This window comes from Parapedobacter sp. ISTM3 (genome assembly GCF_016533505.1).
GTDB classification, from domain to species: Bacteria; Bacteroidota; Bacteroidia; order Sphingobacteriales; family Sphingobacteriaceae; genus Parapedobacter; species Parapedobacter luteus.
Genome location: NZ_JAENGN010000013.1, coordinates 99451 through 120753 on the forward strand (window position 1 = coordinate 99451; position 21303 = coordinate 120753).

The following is a 21303-nucleotide window of genomic DNA, read 5'->3' on the forward strand; positions in this document are numbered from 1 at the left end:
CGGACTCAAAAAGGCATCCCGATACCAAAATTATATTGTACAAAATTGTAGCGGTCTGGCGCATTGGTGATACGATATTGTTCCTTAAACTCCCGGCTATTGAAAAGTTCCGTAATCACCCATTGATTTGCGCCGTCGAATTGCGGATCGCGCACTTTCAGCCCGGCGTCCAGTCGGATCACGAAATAGCCGCGATCAAAACGCAGCCCTACCCCTGTGCCGATTGCCATCTGCCCCAAAAATTTATCGAACCTAAATTCACCGCCCGGGTTTAATTCATTCTCCCTTATCCGCCATACATTACCAAAATCGGCAAAGGTCGCCGCTTTGAGTTTTGCTCCAAATAAGTCATTCAATACCTTAAAGCGATACTCCACATTACCTTCCAGTTTGACTTCGCCCAACTGATCAAGGTTGCGCAGGTTCAGGCGCAATCCAGGGTCCAGCACCTGGCGATTGTAATTGCCCGGCCCCAGCGTACGTGCCTGCCATGCCCTGATGCCGTTCATGCCCCCGCCAAAAAAACTTTTCTCAAAAATCAGCAGGCTGGAGTTATTGCCATAAGGCACGGCAATTCCCGGATTAAGCCGGACAATCAATTGCCTGTCACCCCCGAAATACCGGTAGTACCGCAAATCCGTCTCTGCCTTGGCATACTGCAAATACGGCACGCCAAACACCTCTTTTTCACCATCGACATTCCGCTGGAAGTCTATCACTTGGCTGGCTACCCCCAGCAGGTTGCCGCTTAGGTCAAGTGCGCCACGGAAATAAATAAAGTCTTCCAGCCGGGATAGCCTCACGGCGTTCAATGTGTATACATACTGCGACCCCAACCCGAAGTAAGCCCTGTTATTGCTCCGCACGTAAAGCAAAAAGCCTTGATCGATTAACCGCTGCGCAAATTCTTCATTCAGTTGCCCATACCGATATTCCAGCACTAGTGGCGTCAGTGTGTGGTGCTTATACCGGGTATCAGACCAATTATAAGACAGTGTTCCGCTAAAATAGCGGTTGGAATACGTCTGAAACTGGTCAAATGCCTGGATGTTGGCCGAAAAAATCGTTCGAGGCAACCCGTTTCTTCCACCAAGCGGTACGGAAAAAGGTGTAAGCAACCGGGGAACTGTAATGTTTACCCCTACCTGAAAATCGTTGTTGAACACCCTATCGAGCAGATTGCCTGGCAACCGGGAATCAAACAACACGCCATAACGTAGCTTTACCTCCAACTGTTCCAGTCCACCAAACAAATTGCGGTGGGTAAAGGTATTGCCAACATTAAAGCCGCTCATCCCCGAATTGAACGTGTATTCACCCTCGATTTGATTGGCCATATATGGTCGAGGAGTAAGCTCATAATACACATTAAGCCGATTGGAGTCGGGCTTGCTATACGCGATTTTCACACTGCGGAATCCGTTTAGTTCGTATAGGCGGTCGTAAGTAAGGTTCTCCAGGTCAACATTATAGGCATCCCCATGGTGGTGGAAGAGGTAACGGGCGATAGGCGCCGGATGAAAGCGGCCGGTATAATCCTCAACATACACCTGATTGTCCAACACCATTTTCTTCGGCATCACATGGTTCAGGTCATCACGGCTATGCTGGATGATGACAAAGCTGCTATCAATAGTGAACTTCGTATGTGCAGCTTGCCCTTCCGGATTATCCAAGATGAGCTTGAGATCGGCTTGGTTTCTACGAAGGCTGGTATCCACATCTACCCGCATATATTGCCTCAAATACTCGTAGTAACCCTGCTGGCGCATCAGGTGGTATATCCGTTCGCGCTCAGCGACCAACGAATCGGCGTCATATCGCATGGCAGGCCGCACTTTACGGCCGATGACACCGTGCTCGGCATATACCTGTGCTAATTGGGGGTCGGCTATATTCACATCTACATTGCGTACCGTATAAGGCACGCCCAGATTTGCATGAAAGTAAATATGTGCCCGTTTTCCTTTTAATACAATGTTGTTGCTTACTTCAGCATTGAAATACCCTTTGGATGCAAGGTAACGATTAATTTGTTGCGTAGAAAAGTCGACCAGCGCGCTATCGAGCACATGCGGAGGTTCGCCCACATTGCGGATATTCTTTGTCCGATAACGTCCCTTTCTGGCATTAGCCAAGTTATAGATGAATAGATTTATACGAGAATTCGGCCGTAGGTCAGGCGGAATATACGCCTTTGCCTGCTCCGTCAGCCGGGGTTCGATCCCTTCAATTTCTGTTTTGGTCACCAACGCCTGCCCTTCCTCCAGCAGTCTTGTCGAGCGGCAGGATGCGAATAATATCAGCAAAAGCAGTATACTTGCATACACAAAAAGGCAATCCCGTTTATCCATTAACTATGCTTTCAAAACTGCAAATACGTACCATCGCTTCACTCCAACATAAAAAATTCCGTAGGGAACATGGGTTGTTTGTCGTAGAAGGCGTTAAATCCGTAACGGAATTTCTCCGTTCAGATTATACCGTGCAACATGTTTTTTACACCTCCCAAGCGGCTACAAAATTGACTAAAATCCCGCAAAATATAAAATCGGATGAAATCAGCGACTCGGATTTGCAGCGTATCAGCGCGCTGAAGACGCCCCAGGGCGTGCTTGCACTTGTACGTATCCCTACCGCCCCCCCAATCACTGACAACATGCTGCGCAACACATTTCACTTGGTACTGGATGACATCCAGGACCCTGGCAATCTGGGTACCATTATCCGCACTGCCGAATGGTTCGGATTAAAACGCATCATCTGCTCTGTCAGCTCGGTAGATGCCTATAATCCCAAAGCCGTGCAGGCCAGCATGGGATCACTTGCCCGCATGCAACTGGTTTACACCGATATCCGGGCGTTGGTAGCGCAAGCGCCGGTGCCTATCTTCGGTGCGGTATTGAACGGTTTATCGCTCTATGAGGCGGATTTCGGCCACGAAGGGCTTATTGTACTGGGCAATGAAGGCAATGGCATCAGCCAGGCCGTGTTGCCTCACATTAACCACCATATCACCATCCCCCGCGTTGGCCAAGCCGAATCACTTAACGTAGCCATCTCAGCTGCGCTGTTTTGCTCAGCATTAGCTCGTAAGGAAACCCTGTAATTCAGAAATACCGCCCAAAAATATCGCACTGGCGATGAGTAATTTATTAACAAAAATTAACGAATTTTATTTTACCTGCAGTATATGACAAACCAAAACCTGTTGTAAATTTACAGGCGATGAATAAAACCTACGCATTAATCACGGGGGCTAGCCAAGGCTTGGGAAAGGCCTTTGCACTGGAGCTGGCCAGCAGGCAAATCAACACCATTTTGGTTAGCCTGCCGGGTGAAGGGTTGGATTTTGTAGCCTCTCAAGTAGTAGCTTTGGGGCAAGAAGCCCATTGTTATGAAACGGACCTCACACAAAAAGATAACATCGTTGCCCTTGCCGCTTGGGTCAACGAGAGGTTCGCCCTAAGCATCTTGATCAATAATGCGGGATGCGGCGGCACACAACGCTTTCAGGACGTCACGGTCGATTACCTTGACCGCATTATCCAGCTTAACGTAAAAGCCACATCGCTGCTTACCCACCAGTTGCTTCCCAACCTGATGAAACGTGACAAGGCCTATGTACTCAATGTAGGCAGCGTCGCTGCCTACAGTCCGATTGGTTATAAAACCGTTTATCCCGCCTCTAAGGCCTTTGTCTATAGCCTTACACGAGGGTTATACCAAGAATTTGCAGACAGCAATGTATTTTTTAGTCTTGTCAACCCCGGCCCTATGATGACCAATGCTGATTCAGCCAGCCGTCTGCAGCAACAGGGGTTTTTCGCTACGATGGGATTGCTTACGCCTGATCAAGTCGCCGCCATATCCATCCGGCGGCTATTCAAGCGCGATTCGCTGATTATGCTCAATTGGGTAAACAAGCTCACCTGGATGGTTATGAAATTTCTCCCTGTCTATATCCGGCTACCGCTGCTCACTAACGCCATCAAGAAAGAAATCAACCGCGCATGAACGTACTGGTTACCGGGGCAAATGGCCTGCTGGCCACGAATACCATTATCGCACTTCTGGCGCGCGGTTACCGGGTTAGGGGGCTTATCCGCGATGCCAAAAAATTTCTTTTGCCGCCACAAGACAAACTGGAACTGGCAATCGGTGATATTACCGACCCCACGTCGCTTGCACGCGCCGTAGCAGGGTGCGACTACATCATCCATAGTGCGGCCACTACTGATATGAGCCTGCTGCATTATAAAGACTATCACCGCGTCAATGTTGCCGGGACCGAACAGGTCATCACAGCCGCGCTGGCCAATGGCATAAAAAAGGTGGTCTACGTCAGCACTGCCAACACCTTCGGCTACGGCAGCATGCAGCGACCGGGAAATGAAACGCAGCCCATGAAATCGCCCTTCACCGAGGCCCATTATGCACGGAGCAAGCAGGAAGGCGAGCAGTGTGCCCTCGCCGCCAAAGATCGCTTGGCCGTTACGGTCGTCAATCCGACTTTCATGATTGGCGCTTATGACGGTAAGCCCAGCTCAGGTGCCATTATCCGTATGGGCTACGGCAAGAAGATCGTGTTTCACCCCCCCGGCGGCAAAAATTTCGTCCATGTCGAAGATGCAGCCCAGGGGGTTGTTGAGGCACTCGAACGGGGCGAAAACGGGGCGGCTTACCTGCTCGCTGGCGAAAACCTGAGTTACCGTGGCTTTTTCAGAAAACTGGCCGGGTATTCTACCGGCAACCCGCTGCTGGTTACCGTGCCCAAGCCGGCTCTGTTGGCCGCAGGTTACTTCGGCGACGTGCTAAGAAGCATCGGCATCCGAACGCCCCTTTCGTCTGTCAACATGAAAATTCTATGCGTCAACAACTATTACTCCAATCACCAAGCCCAGCAAGCATTAGGGGTAACCTTCAGACCTATCGACTCGGGAATCGATGATGCCATCCGGTGGTTTAAGGCACAAGGTATGTTATGACCAAAATCAGGCCTATACGACTACCCTAAGCTTGCCCGCAACTGTTCAAGCAGGTCGTTGGAGTCAGTGCGCTTCACTTTCATCTTCCGCACAGTAGGCCGTTTACCTTTTGCTTTAGCCCGGATGATTTTCATCAATTCTTTGCTATATTCATCTTTATAGTCATCGATATTGAATGCTCCCGAGTGCCTTTTAATTAGCTGCACTGCCATATCCATTTCCTGCTTAGCAATTTTTACGTTTTCGGGGACATTAAGTTCATCAACACCCCTAACTTCCTCCTGAAACCGCAGTTTATTGAGCATCAATATATTTTGATATGGCCGAATGATAGCCAAGTTTTCCGTATTGCGAAGGACAAAGGTCGACAAGCCCGCCATTTTTGTTTTTTCCAACGCTTTCAGCAACAGCATATATGCCTTTTCACCACCTTTTTGGGGTTGAAGGTAATACGGCGCTTCAAAGTAAATGCTCTCAATATCGGCTTCTTTCACGAAAACCTGTAAGTTTATCATTTTTGTCTTTTCAGGGCTAGCCTCTTCAAAGTCAGCCTCATCCAGCACGATGTAGTTGTCATCCAGTAGATAGCCACGCACGATGTTGTCCCAGTCCACCTCCTTACCTGTCCGTTCGTTGACACGTTTATACCGTATCCGCGATAAATCCTTCCGGTCCAGCATGTCCAAATCCGGTCGGCTATCCGTTGTCGCACTAAATAATTTCACTGGAATATTGACCAGTCCAAATCCGATTGCTCCTGTCCAAATTGCCCGCATCGTTCCTTTTTCCGTAGAAACAAAAAAACGTCCGTTTTGTTGGAGGCACTTTGGTATGGCCTCTGCAAGCGTCCATCCAACGTCACACCTCCACCCGTTGGCCGGTTTCCATGGCCTTATAGATGGCTTGTAGTATCTTCACGTCCTGCCGGCCCATTTCACCGGGTACGGGGGTCGGCCGATTTTCCTTAATCGCTATGGCAAAATCATCCATTTGGAGTGCTTGTTGGTTTACGCCTTCGCAATCCATTTCACCCTCGGAAGTTTCTCCCTGTATTCCGGAGTATGGATACGCCGGTTCCAGCTTTGCCCATCCGTGTTCGGCTTCTGCCCGTAGCAGGTTCATGCTTTCTGAATAACTGGTTTTGCACAATGCTGTCACACCACCTGGGAATTCCATTTGCCAGGTCAGCGATTCCTCCACTTCCTTGAAAGTTTCTGGGTCCGTTTTAGTCCCCTCCTCAGCCGTTACGGCGATGGGTTCCATGCCTGTTGTATACCGTGCGGCTTGCACGCAATAGATGCCCACGTCCATTAAGGGGCCACCACCAGCGAGGGCCTTATCCAGCCGCCAACCTTCCGTACCGTTCATCCCGTTTTCTGCCATGATATGCATTATCGCCCCCATCCGCTTTTCCTGACCAAACCGCATCATCTCAATATTATGCGGTTCAAAGTGTAGCCGGTAGCCAATGGAGAGCAGTTTACCCGCCTCCTTCGCGGCTGCAATCATCCGGTCGCAATCTTCCACCGTCACGGCCATGGGTTTCTCACAGATAACGTGCTTACCGGCTTGAAGTGCCCGTATGGTATACTCCGCATGCATTGCATTGGGCAGCACCACATATACGATATCAATATCTGGATTATCGGCAATCGTATCAAAATTCTCATAGTTATACACATTTCCTTCAGGGATATCGTAGCCGCGTCGCCACTTGTCGATTTTGGCAGGCGTGCCGGTCACAATACCGGCGAGGTAGCAATGATCGGTATCTTTCAATGCTGGACCTAACTGCCCTTCGGAATACTGACCTAGCCCTACCAGGGCAATGCCCAGTTTCTGCTGCGCCTGTTGCTGGTCGGTACGTTGTTCTGCTTGCTGGTTGCTCGGCGACGTGCAACCGCCAATGCTGGATAGCCCGGCAAAGGCAACTCCTCCAATGCCCATCAGGGATAGCTGGCCTACGAACTGCCTGCGGGTATACACGCCTTTACCTGAAAAAAAACCTTTTTGTTCCATAAGCGTTGTCGATTGGTAACATCCTTTCTTCCAAGAAGACACACAAGGGCTCGAATTGTTGGGTTGAGCTAAAAAAAGCTTGAGGCAATACAAAGAAAAAGCTGCTCCCAACGAGTGAGAGCAGCCCAAAAGCACTTAAATGCACAGCAGATTAGTAACCCGCTGATTGCTGTCCACGAATGTTTTCGTTTGCGTCGATTTCCGACTGCGGAACTGGCCATACCCAGGCACGGTGTTCCGGGGTGAGGGTCACACCGCTGCCAGCAAGCAGTCCGGGGTCGGTACGTTCGATTGTCCGCGTCGTCCGTTTTATGTCAAACCACTGATGACCTTCACCCACAAGCTCCTTTTTACGTTCCGTAAAAATCGCTTCTATCAGGGCGCTTCCTGTCAACGTCTCCGGGGCATAATCCGCTATACGTGCTGATCGCAGATCATTCAGATCGGTATTGGCCAGCGCTTCCTTAGCCCCTCCTTGCCGCGCCCGGGCTTCAGCGCGTATCAGGTACAATTCACCAGTACGGATTACCTTCCAGTTAACCAGGTTGTCGGAGGCATTTCCTCTTCCGTAAAATTTCCGTAAGATGTTGCGCGGGGCGCCCGAAAGCGAACGCACGCCGAAGTAGGTGCCGTACCGTATGTCGTTATTCTGATCGTACAACGCAAGCAAGGGATCCGCCGGACGGAAGCGGTTTCGGTTGGAAGGTGCATTATGCACACCCGAAGACGGCGACCCTTCGCCCGCATTGAACGGCACAGCCCACAGCACCTCAGCGGTCGACGCATCCGTCCATATCCCTTCAAAGTCAGCACCTGTTGCCAAGGGCTCCTCTGCGATTACTTGGGAAGCAAAAGCTTCAGCCTCTTCATACTGTCCGGCATACAAGTACATTCGCGCCAGCAGCGCCCGCACAGCTTTTTGATCGAGGTAAGATCTACTGTTTCCCGAATTGATCGTACCGTCTACATTGCCCAACAATGTTTCGGCTTGCGTCATATCAGCGAAAATCTTTGCCCAGCTCTCGGCAACTGTCAGCCGTGAAGGTTTGTTATTGATGTCTACGATTTCCACATAAGGAATTCCCAGTCCTGTGCTGTTCAAGTCATAGTCTGTACCCCAATACCGTAAGACATCAAAATGCGCAACCGCCCGAATCGCGAGCGCTTGTCCTTTAATACGGTTGACGGCCTTCGGATTGGTGGCGCTGAACTGGTCGATATTCCGCAGTACCAAGTTAGCCTGTGCTACCACGCTATAGGCCTCCTGCCAAGCCGTGTTGATATCGCTATCAGTTGATTCATAGACCCAATTGACCTGTTCCTGCCAGTTAGCCAAGTCCTCCGTGGTCCTTACCAGGTTGTCGCCCATCATGTCCGGTAGACTGGCCCATGTGCTGGTGGTTTGCGCACCACTAGCGAAATAACCCACTTCTCTGAAGAGGGAGTAAGCCCCGGTCAAGGCGTATTCATAATCTTCGATGGTTGTAAAAATCTGGCTTCCATCTTTTACGAACTCTGGCTCGATATCAATGATACTGTTGCATGCTGACAACGAAAAAACACCTGCCAGCCCTAAAATAAAATTTCTCCTTTTCATAATGCCCTCCAAGTTAAAACCCAACATTTAATCCGAATGTGTATGTGCGTAGCGCCGGATACTGCGCACCATTTAATGTACCCCGCGCCATTTCCGGATCAAATCCCTGAAAATCCGTCCATGTCACCAGGTTTTGGCCTTGTGCAAATAGCCGTATGTTACTCACACCAATCTTGTCCAGCCACTGGCGGGGCAGCGTGTAGGATAAATTTACATTGCGCAGGCGTAGAAAATCGCCATCTTCCACGAAGTGGGATGTGCTGCTGCGGAAAAACGGATAGTCCACACGCGGGATCTGTGTTTGGTCGCCCGGTTGCTTCCACGCCGTACTCATTACCGCTGCCAGGTTGTCACTCACGTAGTTGGGGTTTTCTACGTTAGCCCGGTCGTTATTAAAAATCGAATGTCCAGTGATAAACGAGAAAAACACGTCTGCACTAAATCCTTTGTAGCTCAAACTGGTACCAAAACCGCCGAAGTACGGGGCTTCGTATGATCCCACAATCCTTCGAAACGAAGGACTGTAATCTTCTGTCACATTTCCTTCGAGGTCGATATACAGTGGATTCCCATTATCCGGATTTACCCCCGCATACGGCACCACGTAAATGGAGTTTATTGATTCACCTACACGATTGATGGTGATAGTGCTGATGATTTCCTGTTGGTCGCCTATCAATTTACGCACTTTGTTTTTGTTATAGGTAAAGCTCAAATTCAAGCCCCAGACAAAGTCCTTCGTCCTGATCAAATTGCCATCGAGAAAGACTTCCACTCCGGAGTTCTGAAGTTCGCCGATGTTGGCGGTCAGTGATGTGAAGCCTGTGGTCCTGGACAGTTGCTGATTGAGGAAGAGGTCGGAGGTAATGGAATTGTAATATTCTATGGTAGCGCCAAGACGGCCGCCTAGCGTATTAAATTCAACTCCAGTGTTGAACGTACTTTTACGCTCCCATTGCAGCAGCGGATTGGCCAGTTGGTCCTGCACCAATCCACCCACACCCGCATAAACAGCCCGTGCGTAGAGTTCGCGCGACTGGAAGTCTTCAATGCCTGCCTGATTACCGGCCGATCCGTAGCTGATCTTGTATTTCAAATTATTGAAGATCGGTTTCAACGGTTCCATGAAGGCCTCATCCGACACGATCCAGCTGAAGCCCACCGAGCCGAAGTTTGCCCATTTGCGGTCAGCACCGAATCGTGATGAACCATCACGTCGTCCGGTTATATCTAAGTAATAACGGTTCTTGTAGCTATACTTAATATCTGCAAAATAAGACAGCAAAGCATTTGCACTACCATTGCCACCCACATCGGGGATGAAACCATTCTCCGCGTTGCCTGGTGTAATGCCCGCCTCGTTGTCAAATGCACCTCCCAATCCATAACCCGTAAATTCAAAGGAACGCAATGTATTGTTGATGATCTCATTGTAGAGCGTTACAGCGAAGGTATGGTCTTCTGACACCGTTTTACCATAGCCCACCGATGTCGTTCCGGTGTACCGGAAGTACCGATCAAGCTCCCGAAAGAGACTTCCCTGGCCACCCACATCAAAACTTCCCGAATATGTATCCGGGCTCGTGTAGGCCGCCGTTTCGTTAGACCGGAAGTCGCCGCCCCAGGATGTCCTGGCGGTTAGGCCTTCAAGAAAAGGTGCTCGGTACTCTACATAGACGTTTCCGACTCCTTTAAGCTGCTGGCGAGCGTCCCGATTTTCCAACAGTTCTGACAGCGCATTCGGCTGTCCAGACACAAGTTGCGTATAATTGCCTTCTGCATCGTACGGCGTTTCGTAAGGATTTGACCAACGGATGGCGTTTAGTGGCGAAGCGATGGAAGTATTGTTTTCGGATGTGTTGTGATACTCGGAATACCCAAATGTGCTGTTTAAACCGAAGTTAAAGGCTCCGGCCGTACTGCTCACGTTTACACGGCCAGTATAGCGCTTAAGGCCCGTATTACGCACCGTTCCAGTTTGATCAAATATAGAACCCGACAAAAAGTAAGTCGTATTATCTGTTCCGCCTGAGGCACTCAGCGTATGATTAGCGGTACGGCCGGTCCGAAAAAATACCTTTTCCCAGTCGGTATTGATTTGACGCAATTCAGCTAACTCTGCATCCGTCCACTCGTAAGGATTTCCGCTGAGCAATTCAAAATCCAGCTTCTGATCGGTACTCATTACCCTCAAGCGGTTTTCCGGAATGGTCGATCCGCCATATTGAACGTTGTAATCGATGCGTGTGCGGCCGGCTTTCCCCTGTTTTGTCGTGATTAGCACCACGCCATTAGCTCCACGTGATCCGTATTGTGCCGTTGCCGAAGCATCCTTCAACACCGATATGGATTCGAAATCTGCCTGATTTAAGGAAGAAAAGTCGTTCGCTGTGATTTCCACCCCATCCATGATAAACAGCGGGTCATTGCTTCCCAACACCGATCCCTTACCACGGATCAAAATAGAAGCCGCCGCACCAGGCTGTCCCGAGTTCGCTTGGATCAATACGCCGGGCACTCGTCCTTGGATGGACTGGTCGAACGACCCAATCGGTACCAATTCAAAGTCTTTTGCCTGCACGGTGGAGATCGAGCCTGCCACTTCCCGCCGGTTCTGCGTGTTATACCCCGTCACGATGACTTCAGATAGTTGTTGGGCATCATCCTGCATGGACACGGTCAGCGGATCCGAACCCACCGCAACCTCTTTCTCTAAAAAGCCGATATAACGAAATATCAGCGTCGTTGCTCCGTTGGGAACTTGCATCGCAAAGCCCCCATTTTCGTCTGTCTTTGTACCCAAATTGGGCGATCCTTTTACGGTCACGCTTACCCCTGGTAAAGGCAACCCATCGTTTTCTGCTATTACATTACCTACTACTGTCCGTTCTTGGGCAAAAACGGCATTAGAAAGAAAAAAAAACAGCAAAAATAAGCTTGTAAAATGTTTACTCATGTGATTGATTATAAAAATAACGGCCAAAGGTGAGATTTTTACAAACAAACACCAACAAATCGCTTATTTTTTACAAAAAATATCAACACACCGCCTTGTTGCTTACATTTGCAATAATGATTTGCAAGCATTGACCACCTCGAGCTCATATCCAAGGCGCAATTGTTGAATTGATTTAGAAATACCGTCAATGGCGTCCAAAAGGACGCGAAACCCACAATCCTATAAAGAAATAAAATAAACAGATCGCTTGTATTGATTTCTTTTTTTCGATGGAGGCTTTTAGCATTGAGAATTTTAAGCGCTCATAGTGCCTCTTACGGCCTTAGAAAACGATGTACCGCATATCCGCTCGCCTTTAGACCCAAAACAATGGGCGAAAATCAGAAACTCACCGAGGTTGAAAATTATTTTCACCGAAGTCTCTTCAGGAAAACGCTCCGGAATGTTGCCGAAAAGACTTCGGAGGATTTCAATCGCTCTTTTTTTCTTTCATAATAAGAAAATAAGACGAACCATGAAATCCTGTAATTAATCAAAAATTAATCGTACTTACTTTAGTTTTAGCCGTTTGGCCTTTTACGCTAAATATGCCACATGTACTTTGATATTGCTACATCCTAAAAACAAGCGGGCCACCTTCCGTACCTAAGTATTGGAAGATGGCCCCCTATTAGTTCTCCGTCTTAAATTAGTTTAGATATTCATCATTTTGGTCCAACAACGGGTTGACGTCCATCTCACGCTCAGGGATGGGATAAATCAATCGTCCGTTGTTATAATCCAACGTTATTTGCCCCTGATTTCCTGTAAAGGAGATAGACCGATGTAGCCGCTTGGTGTCATGGATAAGGAAGCCTTCAAAGGCCAATTCCAATTCCCGCTCATGCAAAACGTCATCCAGGGTCACCGTTGGCTTTGAACCGGCAAGAGACCGCTCCCGAATCAAATTAATATCCGCAACAGGTGTAGCACCGACGGCGGTTCCCAACCTAATGTTAGTTTCCGCACGGACGAGGTACATTTCGGCAAGTCGGATTACCGCTATGTTTCCAAACTGGTTTGTGTACTTATTAGTCAATCGTTCGCCGTTATCGGCACTGGTATAGAAAAATGACCTCCGCACATCCGTATCCGAGTCAAACAACGCGAGGTACGCATCACCGATGATGATATCGCCGCCACGGCCGCCGTGGTCCTGATCGGCGTAGTGGGTAATCAAGGTGTTGGTACCGTCCTGACTCGTCACTTGCATCGCAAACACATCTTCGCCAGAGTCTTGTTCATTATTAAATGCTGCTGCAAACGACCCCACAAGCGCATGCCCGCTGTTTTCGATGACGTCATTTGCTGCGTCGCGCGCTTCGGCATAATTTCCCTGTTGCAGGTACACGCGGGCCAATAGCGCTTTTGCTGAATATTTATCTGCGAAGACGCCATTCGTTGGCGGGAGCGAATTGTAGGCATCATTCAGATCGGCAATCACTTGAGCATAAACCTCTTCCACAGTATTTCGTGCTACCGTCAGATCACCTGCATAGTCTAGCACCCCTTGGAGCACCAATGGTACGCCCAATTGTCCGTTCTGTTGTCCTGCCTCGTAAGGCAACCCAAAAAATCGCACCAACTCAAAGTAGGTGGCAGCCCGCAAAAACTTCGCTTCACCCAATATCCGAGCCTGTTCATCGGCTTCTTCCACCACGCCAATGTGGTCTACTACGAGGTTGGCCATATTGACCAATGCATACGCATTGAGCCAATGATCGCTCACATAAGTGTTATTCACCAATAAAGCCTTATTAAATACTTCCCGAGGCTGTTGAAAGGTACCTATCCATGAAACTTGACTAGTAGCTCCGTACAAATCGCCTAGCATCTGAATTCGTCCCCCATAAGCAGCCGAACGTCCGGCTCGTTCATACACACCAACTAGCAGATTTTGGATATTCTCTGGAGTTGACAACGCAATTTCCGAAGAAATGGATTGTGCAGGCTCCACATCCAATTTGCTATCACAAGCAATACCTAGTGCCAACAATAATCCTAATCCCAGTATTTTGTAGTTTTTCATGTTAATCTTTCGTGTTTAAAAGTTGAAATTTACACCCAATGAAAACGTCCGTGCTGCCGGAGCCGAATAAAAATCAATACCATTTCCCGCTGCTGTCTCGCCAGCATCGCTTCGGGCTTCTGGATCATAACCCTGATAATCGGTGAAGGTAAGCAGATTAAATGCTGCCAGATACACACGTAGATTATTGATCCCTAGTTGCTGTAAAGCCTGTTGTGGAATGGTATAACCCAAATTTACATTACGCAAGCGGATGAAATCTGTTCGTTCAAGGTATCGCGTCGAGTGCGCAGTACCATTACCTAATCCAAAACGTGCCTGAGGAACGTCGGTGATATCACCCGGCTGCCGCCACCTCCGCAATTGGTCCCGGCTCTGGTTGTCGTAGTAGTCGCCATTGGCCGATTGGTAAAGTCCACCAGCGTTATAGATGCTTGCACCCCATTCCCCTTGGAAGGTAAAGCTAAAATCAAAGCCTTTGAAAAACAACGCACTTGTGAAACCGCCAATCCACACAGGGATAGGCGATCCTGCGACAATACGGTTAGCGCGGTTCGGATCGTTCGTTGTTTCCTTACTCAATGTACCGTCTTCGTTTTTGGAGTTTAAATAATACAACGCATCCCCATTATCCGGACTAACACCAGCATATTCCAGTACATAAAAAGAATTGATAGCTTCGCCCTCGCGAACAATATTGCGCCCACTTATCACATCAGCGCCATTTGGCAGTTCCTTCACTTCATTGTTGTTTCTGGCAATGTTAATACTTGTATTCCAGGTAAACCCCTCCTTCTTGATATTTTCCGTATTCAACACAAACTCTACACCTCTATTTTCCATTAGACCGATATTACGGGTGATGGTCGAAAATCCGGACGTTCCGGGAAGAGGTACGTCAAAGAGCAAATCTTTGGATTGCTTTACATAATAATCGAGCTCACCAGACAAGCGATTGTTCAAGAAGCCAAAATCAACGCCGATGTCATACTGGTTGACCTTTTCCCACGTCAAGAAGGAGTTTGCCGGTTGCGTGGGAGAAATACCTGGGCGCTGGTTGTAAGAAATACCGCCATACAGGCCCAACGAGGCAAAATCACCGATCTCGGCGTTGCCCGATTGTCCCCAGCTACCCCGCAGCTTGAGGAATGACACCACTTCCGATTCACTAAGGAAGTCTTCTTCAGAAAGTATCCAGCCGGCTGACGCCGCAGCGAATGTTCCATAGCGGACACTTTCGCCGAAACGGGACGACCCGTCGCGACGGACACTCGCTTTCAGCAGGTAGCGATCTTTCAACGAATACGTAGCCCGGACGAAGTAAGAAAGGAAGTTGTACTGAGAGACATTGCCATTGCCTGCTGTAATTTCAGCCGCACTGCCAATTGTCTGAAAATCGTCCGTCGGAAATTCGATACCCGTTACGCTTTGAAACCGCCGCCGCGTATCGTTAAACTCCATACCCACCACGGCTTCTAAGTCGTGAATATTGGCAAAATTCTGCGAATAGGTAAAGTAGTTACTGGTAATATAAGACTCTGTACCTACACTAGAAGCATATCCTTCACCATTGGTGGATTGGAAGGGGGCAAGTCGGCCCGTGTAGCTGTCTTCCGTTTGGTAGTACAGGTCATAGCCGAAATCCGTATTGAATTTGAGATAGGGCAAAAATCGATATTCACCAAAGGCTTTACCGGTCACCCTTCGTATTACTGTATTATAAAAGGCATGTCTGTCCTGCAGCAGAAAGTTTGCATAAATAGTATTGCCATTAGGCTCCCCATCCGGCAAATAAGCCGGCGAGATCGGCGACAGGGCCACCGCTTGCAACGGTGTCACAAAGGCGTTATCATTGGCAATCCGATCTATGGACGTTTTAGAGAAACTCAGGTTGGCACCTCCTGTGAATTTATCCGAAAAGTTGTGGCTCACGTTTATTCGTGAAGTGAGTCTTTCCAGTTCATTGCCCCTTATAATACCCTTTGTACCGTTGTAAGCTCCCGAAAGAAAATACGTGGTTTTATCATTTCCACCGGACATCGAAAGGTCAGCATCGGTGAGATACCCATCCTGAAAAGCCAAATCCTGCCAATCAGTATCCACTTCACCATTCCGCCAGTCCGTACCCGCTGAATAGTTGTCCATAAACGATTCAAACCTTTGCGTACCACTTTCTGTCCCGTAGCGGTTTATCAACGATTCCTGCAGCAATTCCTTATACTCGGCAGCGTTCAACCATTCTCGCTTATTCGCCGGGCCACTCCAACCATGGGACACATTTGCGGAAATGGAACTCCGGCCGCTTTGTCCTTTCTTAGTCGTGATCACGACCACACCATTCGCTCCGCGCGAACCATAGATCGCTGTCGCCGATGCGTCTTTTAAAATGTCTATCGACGCTATTTCATTTGGACTTAAGGTAAGTAACGGGTTTTGTGGTGCCGAATTGTTCGATTCATTTTGATTAATTAACGGCATACCATCCAATACATAAAGAGGTTGGGATCCCGCACCAATACTCGCAACTCCACGGATACGCATGCTGATACCAGCTTCAACCTTACCGTTCGTTTGCATTACCTGTACTCCTGCAGCCTTCCCTGACAACAAACTTTGAAACCCAGGCGACGGAATCTGAGAAATATCGGAAGACGTCAGCTTCGCGACGTTGTCTGTGAGTTTACGCTTGCTTTGCGTGCCATACCCCACAACGATCACCTCGTCTAAATCGGAGGCAGCATTCAACAAATTGACATTAATGAAGTTATTGTTCGCCACCGGCACTTCTTGCGTTTGAAATCCGACATATGAAATCACCAACGTCTGATCTAACTCCGCCACAATCGTATAACGGCCATATTCGTCGGTCAATGTACTTATGTTTGTCCCTTTGACAACAATACTTGCTCCGGAAAGCGGTTGCCCACCCTCACTATTAACCGTCCCTGCAATTGTTTTTTGCTGAGCATAACCAAAAATAGTTACACACACAAACAAAATAATCAAAAAATAATGTATTTTTAATTTCATACCGTGTGTTTGTTATTTTTTTATTAAAAAATTTCAAACAAATATAAAATATATTGCAAACAAACGAAGATCATACTTATTTTTTATACAAAAAAATAAAAAACAATAACATTTATACACACAAAACAACTTAAATCACATATACAAAACAAAAAAATCCGGTATTCCTACCGGATTTAACCAAAAATCACCAACTAAATTCAAAAAACACAACATTAATTACGTTCCATAACCAGGATTTTGCTCCAACAATGGATTAGCGTCAATTTCCCGTTGTGGTATCGGGTATGTCAAGCGGTTGTCGTTGTATGGTATCGGCACTTCGGTGGATTCACCGCCTACGCTTTCGACAATGACAATCGTTTCCCGCGTGCGTTTAACATCGTGTATCAAAAACCCTTCGAAAGCAAGCTCCAATTGCCGTTCCAAGAGCACATCCTCCAACGTTACCGCTGGCTTCAGTGCGGCGTTGGCACGGGCTCGCAGCACATTGATGTCATCGGCAGGAGTCGCCCCCACGGCAGTACCCAGCCGTAGATTCGCCTCTGCACGGATAAGATACATTTCAGCCAACCGAATCATCGCAATATTCCCGAATTGATTGGTATACTTGGAAGAGAGCAATCCACGACTGCTTTCATAAAAAAACATGCTCCTATCATCGGTGTCCGAATCAAAAAGCGCCAGGTACGCCGGCTGAACAACGATGTCACCACCCCGTCCGCCCAAATCCTGCGTGGCGTAGTGTACAACCAGTTGGTTGGTACCGCTTTGATTGGTCACCTGAAAGGCAAACAAATCTTCAACCGAATTCGCTTCGTTGTTGAATGCCTCCTGATATGTGGGCGTAAGTACCCGGCCGCTGTTTTGGATCACGTCATTTGCTGCATCTCGCGCCGCTGTGTAATTTCCCTGTTGGAGGTATACCCGTGCCAGAAGCGCCTGCGCCGAATAGCGGTCGGCATAGTATCCATTCGACTCGGGTAGCAGGGAATACGCATCATTCAAGTCGGCCAGCACTTGGGTATACACTTCGTCCACCGTATTACGTGGCACGGCCAAGTCTCCATCATAATCCAGTATTCCGGTCAAGCTGAGCGGCACCCCAGGTTGATTGTTAGCTTCCCCTGACACATATGGCCTCCCAAACGATCGCACAAGATCAAAGTATACCAACGCCCGTAGAAATTTCGCTTCGCCCGCTACCCGGTCTCGCTCAGCTTCGTCTACCACGTGCAAGTGGTCCACAATCAAGTTTGTAGCGTTGACAACCTGATAAGCGTTTATCCAATGATCACGCACAAACGAGTTGTCTACCCGTATCCGTTTGTTAAACACCTCACGGGGCTGAGTAAACGTACCTACCCATGACGCCTGTCCAGAAAAACCATATAAATCGGCCAGCATTTGCAAGAATCCCCCATAAAGGTCGTCCGTGCCAGCTTGATCATAAGTACCGATAAGGAGACTTTGGATGTTTTGCGAGGTAGACAAGGCTTGCTCCGCTGGAATAGACTGCTCGGGGTCGATATCCAATTTTCGCTCACAGGCCGAAAGCCCTACCAAGAGCGCTAATATGCTATAGCGATAAACTATTTTTTTCATTTGTTAAAAATTAAAATTGACCCCCAATGAATATGTCATTGCTGCCGGTGCAGAGTAAAAATCTATTCCCCTACTTGCCTCTGTCGAGCTTGCATCGCTCCGTGCTTCAGGGTCATACCCCTTATAATTCGTGATGGTTAACAAGTTGAACGCCGCAAAGTATACACGTAGTCGATTAATTCCCACCTGCTGGGTGATTCGGCTGGGTAGCGTATACCCAACGTTCAAATTGCGGAGCCTTACGAAACTCGCGCCGTCGAGATAGCGCGAAGACTGTGCCGTGCCGTTGGCCCCATATAGGCGGGCCTGCGGCACATCGGTGATGTCCCCCGGTTGCCGCCATCGCCGCAGTTGGTCCCGGGTCTGGTTGTCGTAGTAATCGCCATTAGCCGACTGATATGTACCACCTAAGTTGTAAATACTTGCGCCCCACTCACCTTGGAACGTAAAGCTGAAGTCAAAATCGCGGTAAACCAGGTTACTGGTAAACCCTCCAATCCAGTTGGGCAGCGGAGCGCCCAAAACCACACGGTTTGCCGCATTGGGGTCATTGGTTGTCTCCCGGTTGAGTGTACCGTCCGGATTGCGGCTGTTTACATAGTAGAGCGCATCACCATTGTCGACGTCCACACCAGCATACTCCAGCAGGTAGAAAGCATTAATAGGCTCCCCCTCACGGAGGATATTCTGCCCAATGACGACATCCTGCCCATTCGGCAATTCCTTCACCGTATTTTTATTATAGGCAATGTTCAGCGACGTGTTCCATGTGAAGCGATCCTTTTGGACATTCTGGGTATTGAGTACGAATTCGACGCCCCTATTCTCCAGTAGCCCGACATTCCGCAGTACGGTCGGGAATCCCGAAGTTGCCGGTAGCGGCACGTCAAACAGCAGCCCATCGGAGCGTTTGACGTAATAGTCCAGTTCACCCGAAATCCGATTGTCAAGAAAACCGTAGTCGATACCAATATCGGTCTGCTCGACACTCTCCCACGTCAGGAACGGGTTAGCCGCCTGTGTTGGAAATATTCCCGCTCGCTGCCGGTAGCTTACCGCGCCAAACAAGCCGAGCGAAGCAAAATCGCCTATCTCAGCATTTCCGGATTGCCCCCAACTGCCCCGTATCTTCAAGAACGACAGCACGTCGGAGTCACTCAGGAAATCCTCTTCAGACAGCACCCAACCCGCAGACACGGCAGCAAAAGTGCCGTAGCGGTTGTCCCGGCCAAATCGCGACGAGCCATCACGCCGGATACTCGCCTTGAAGAGATACCGATCCATCAATGAATAATTCGCCCGAGCGAAGTAAGAAAGAAATGCATACGAAGTAAAGGTGCTGCTACCCGCTGTAATCTGTGCAGCGCTCCCTATCGACTGGAAATCATCCGACGGAAATTCAATGCCCGTGACGCTTTGAAACCGTCGCCGCGCATGATTGTATTCCATACCAACCACTACGTCTACATCATGGATATCATTAAGCGCTTGTTCATAGGTAAAATAATTGCTCGTGATGTAGGATTCTGTACCTACACTGGTTGCAAACCCCTCCCCGTTGGTCGATTGGAACGGCGCTAACCTTCCCGTATAACTATCTTCCGTTTGATAATACAAGTCATACCCAAAATCGGTATTGAATTTCAGGTTAGGTAAAAAACGGTATTCAGCAAATGCCTTACCACTTACCCGGCGCACAATGGTATTAAAGAACGCATGCCTGTCCTGCAGCAGGAAGTTAGCATATAGCGTATTGGGATTGGGCTCTCCGTTATCCAGAAAGGCCGCACTCAACGCAGGCTGGGCAATCGCCTGCAGGGGCGTCACAAAAGCATTGTCGTTTGAGATGCGATCGATGGTGGTCCGGGAGAAGCTCAGGTTTGCGCCCGCCGAAAACCGGTCGTTAAACTCGTGGGTCACGTTCACCCGTGAATTGATCCGCTCCATGGCATTGCCCCTTACAATCCCATCTGTATTGTTATACGCGCCCGAGAAGAAGTATGTTGTATTTTCATTTCCACCTGATATCGAGAGATCCGCATCACTCACATGCCCCCTCACCAGCGCCAGCCCCTGCCAGTCCGTATTATGGTACTGTCCGTTGCGCCAGTCTGCGCCATCAGACAGAAAACCAAACAACCATTCCGCTTCGGCTCGGCCATCTTCTTCTCCGTAGCTATTGATGGCCGCCTCAGTGAGCAACTCCATATATTCCTCCGCACTAAGCCATTCGCGCAACCGGGTAGGTTCGCTGATGCCATGCGATACGTTGGCAGAGATACTGGCCCGCCCCCGTTTGCCGCGCTTCGTGGTAATGATCACCACACCGTTAGCGCCTCTCGAGCCGTAGATAGCTGACGCAGACGCATCCTTCAGGATGTCGATAGACTCAATTTCATTCGGGCTAATTGTCAGCAAGGGATTTTGCGGCGCATCGCTGGATTCATCGCGGTTAATCAGAGGCATCCCATCCAGCACATACAACGGATCCGAGCCAGCTCCTACACTCGCTACGCCGCGCACGCGGATACTGATCCCCCCTTCTACCTTACCGTTTGTCTGCATTACCTGCACCCCCGCCGCTTTACCCGCCAACGTATTCTGGAATCCCGGAGACGGGATTTCAGCAATATCCGATGATGTCAGCTTCGCTACGTTATCCGTAAGCAACCGCTTACTTTGTGTACCATAGCCCACAATGACCACCTCATCCAAACTGGAGGTCGATGTGACCATATTTACGTCAATCACTGCACGCTGTCCCACCTCCCGTTCCTCGGTCTGCAAACCGATATACGTAAAAACCAAGGTTTGGCCCACTTGTGCATTGATCGTATATTGGCCCTCAGCATTGGTCAAGGTGCTTACATTAGTTCCCCGCACAGCGACACTCACACCCGGAAGCCTATTGCCTTCCGCGTCATAAACACTACCGGTAATGGTCGTTTGCTGTGCAAAACCCAATGCCATCCAACATACGAACAGCAAGGTCAGCATGTGTTGTATCTTTGCTTTCATTTAAGTCCGTTTTTTAAAC

General features: G+C 48.9%; 12 protein-coding genes. 3 read left to right on the forward strand and 9 right to left on the reverse strand.

All coding sequences use genetic code 11. The annotated features are described in order from the left end of the window. Window positions 1–5: 5 nt before the first annotated feature. Complete coding sequence (locus tag JHJ32_RS16615; protein ID WP_200121703.1) at window positions 6–2354, reverse strand: BamA/TamA family outer membrane protein; 2349 nt, start codon at window positions 2352–2354, stop codon at window positions 6–8. A 5-nt stretch (window positions 2355–2359) separates the two neighbouring features. Between JHJ32_RS16615 and JHJ32_RS16620 the strand changes: the two genes are divergently transcribed. The 3 genes from JHJ32_RS16620 to JHJ32_RS16630 all read left to right on the forward strand — a co-directional run bounded on the left by JHJ32_RS16620 (window position 2360) and on the right by JHJ32_RS16630 (window position 4988). Then, the gene (locus JHJ32_RS16620; RefSeq protein WP_079718238.1) at window positions 2360–3109 is read left to right on the forward strand and encodes an RNA methyltransferase; all 750 of its coding nucleotides are present in this window, start codon (window positions 2360–2362) and stop codon (window positions 3107–3109) included. Between the two features lie 119 nt (window positions 3110–3228). Further along, a complete protein-coding gene (locus JHJ32_RS16625; protein WP_079718239.1) occupies window positions 3229–4017 on the forward strand; it encodes an SDR family oxidoreductase in 789 nt (262 codons plus the stop codon). Next, window positions 4014–4988, forward strand: coding sequence for an NAD-dependent epimerase/dehydratase family protein (locus JHJ32_RS16630; RefSeq protein WP_200121704.1), 975 nt, complete (start codon window positions 4014–4016; stop codon window positions 4986–4988). Before JHJ32_RS16625 ends, JHJ32_RS16630 begins: the two co-directional genes overlap by 4 nt. Before the next feature lie 20 nt (window positions 4989–5008). Here JHJ32_RS16630 and JHJ32_RS16635 read toward each other — a convergent pair whose 3' ends face one another. The 8 genes from JHJ32_RS16635 to JHJ32_RS16670 form a co-directional block, all read right to left on the reverse strand. Then, entirely contained in the window at window positions 5009–5764 is a 756-nt protein-coding gene (locus JHJ32_RS16635; RefSeq protein ID WP_079718241.1) for a Ku protein, read from the reverse strand. An 82-nt stretch (window positions 5765–5846) separates the two neighbouring features. Continuing rightward, window positions 5847–7007 carry a Gfo/Idh/MocA family protein gene (locus JHJ32_RS16640; RefSeq protein ID WP_200121705.1) on the reverse strand — a complete coding sequence of 387 codons (1161 nt, stop codon included), beginning with the start codon at window positions 7005–7007 and terminating at the stop codon, window positions 5847–5849. A 151-nt stretch (window positions 7008–7158) separates the two neighbouring features. Then, window positions 7159–8604, reverse strand: a complete 1446-nt coding sequence (locus JHJ32_RS16645; protein ID WP_200121706.1) for a RagB/SusD family nutrient uptake outer membrane protein — start codon at window positions 8602–8604, stop codon at window positions 7159–7161. A gap of 13 nt (window positions 8605–8617) precedes the next feature. After that, window positions 8618–11560 (reverse strand): TonB-dependent receptor, encoded by a 2943-nt coding sequence (locus JHJ32_RS16650; protein ID WP_200121707.1) that lies wholly within the window; start codon window positions 11558–11560, stop codon window positions 8618–8620. Window positions 11561–12251: 691 nt separating this feature from the next. Next, the gene (locus tag JHJ32_RS16655) at window positions 12252–13631 is read right to left on the reverse strand and encodes a RagB/SusD family nutrient uptake outer membrane protein (protein ID WP_079718244.1); all 1380 of its coding nucleotides are present in this window, start codon (window positions 13629–13631) and stop codon (window positions 12252–12254) included. Window positions 13632–13646: 15 nt separating this feature from the next. Continuing rightward, window positions 13647–16661, reverse strand: coding sequence for a TonB-dependent receptor (locus tag JHJ32_RS16660; protein ID WP_079718245.1), 3015 nt, complete (start codon window positions 16659–16661; stop codon window positions 13647–13649). A 219-nt stretch (window positions 16662–16880) separates the two neighbouring features. Further along, window positions 16881–18266 carry a RagB/SusD family nutrient uptake outer membrane protein gene (locus tag JHJ32_RS16665; protein WP_200121708.1) on the reverse strand — a complete coding sequence of 462 codons (1386 nt, stop codon included), beginning with the start codon at window positions 18264–18266 and terminating at the stop codon, window positions 16881–16883. Window positions 18267–18269: 3 nt separating this feature from the next. Next, on the reverse strand, window positions 18270–21284 hold the full coding sequence (locus tag JHJ32_RS16670) for a TonB-dependent receptor (protein ID WP_200121709.1): 3015 nt from the start codon (window positions 21282–21284) through the stop codon (window positions 18270–18272). Between the last annotated feature and the right edge of the window lie 19 nt (window positions 21285–21303).

Coding starts and splice junctions, on each gene's coding strand:
- JHJ32_RS16670 (WP_200121709.1), bottom strand. CDS start 21,284: ATGAAAGCAAAGATACAACACATGCTGACCTTGCTGTTCGTATGTTGG.
- JHJ32_RS16650 (WP_200121707.1), bottom strand. CDS start 11,560: ATGAGTAAACATTTTACAAGCTTATTTTTGCTGTTTTTTTTTCTTTCT.
- JHJ32_RS16620 (WP_079718238.1), top strand. CDS start 2,360: ATGCTTTCAAAACTGCAAATACGTACCATCGCTTCACTCCAACATAAA.
- JHJ32_RS16645 (WP_200121706.1), bottom strand. CDS start 8,604: ATGAAAAGGAGAAATTTTATTTTAGGGCTGGCAGGTGTTTTTTCGTTG.
- JHJ32_RS16625 (WP_079718239.1), top strand. CDS start 3,229: ATGAATAAAACCTACGCATTAATCACGGGGGCTAGCCAAGGCTTGGGA.
- JHJ32_RS16635 (WP_079718241.1), bottom strand. CDS start 5,764: ATGCGGGCAATTTGGACAGGAGCAATCGGATTTGGACTGGTCAATATT.
- JHJ32_RS16630 (WP_200121704.1), top strand. CDS start 4,014: ATGAACGTACTGGTTACCGGGGCAAATGGCCTGCTGGCCACGAATACC.
- JHJ32_RS16665 (WP_200121708.1), bottom strand. CDS start 18,266: ATGAAAAAAATAGTTTATCGCTATAGCATATTAGCGCTCTTGGTAGGG.
- JHJ32_RS16655 (WP_079718244.1), bottom strand. CDS start 13,631: ATGAAAAACTACAAAATACTGGGATTAGGATTATTGTTGGCACTAGGT.
- JHJ32_RS16660 (WP_079718245.1), bottom strand. CDS start 16,661: ATGAAATTAAAAATACATTATTTTTTGATTATTTTGTTTGTGTGTGTA.
- JHJ32_RS16640 (WP_200121705.1), bottom strand. CDS start 7,007: ATGGAACAAAAAGGTTTTTTTTCAGGTAAAGGCGTGTATACCCGCAGG.
- JHJ32_RS16615 (WP_200121703.1), bottom strand. CDS start 2,354: ATGGATAAACGGGATTGCCTTTTTGTGTATGCAAGTATACTGCTTTTG.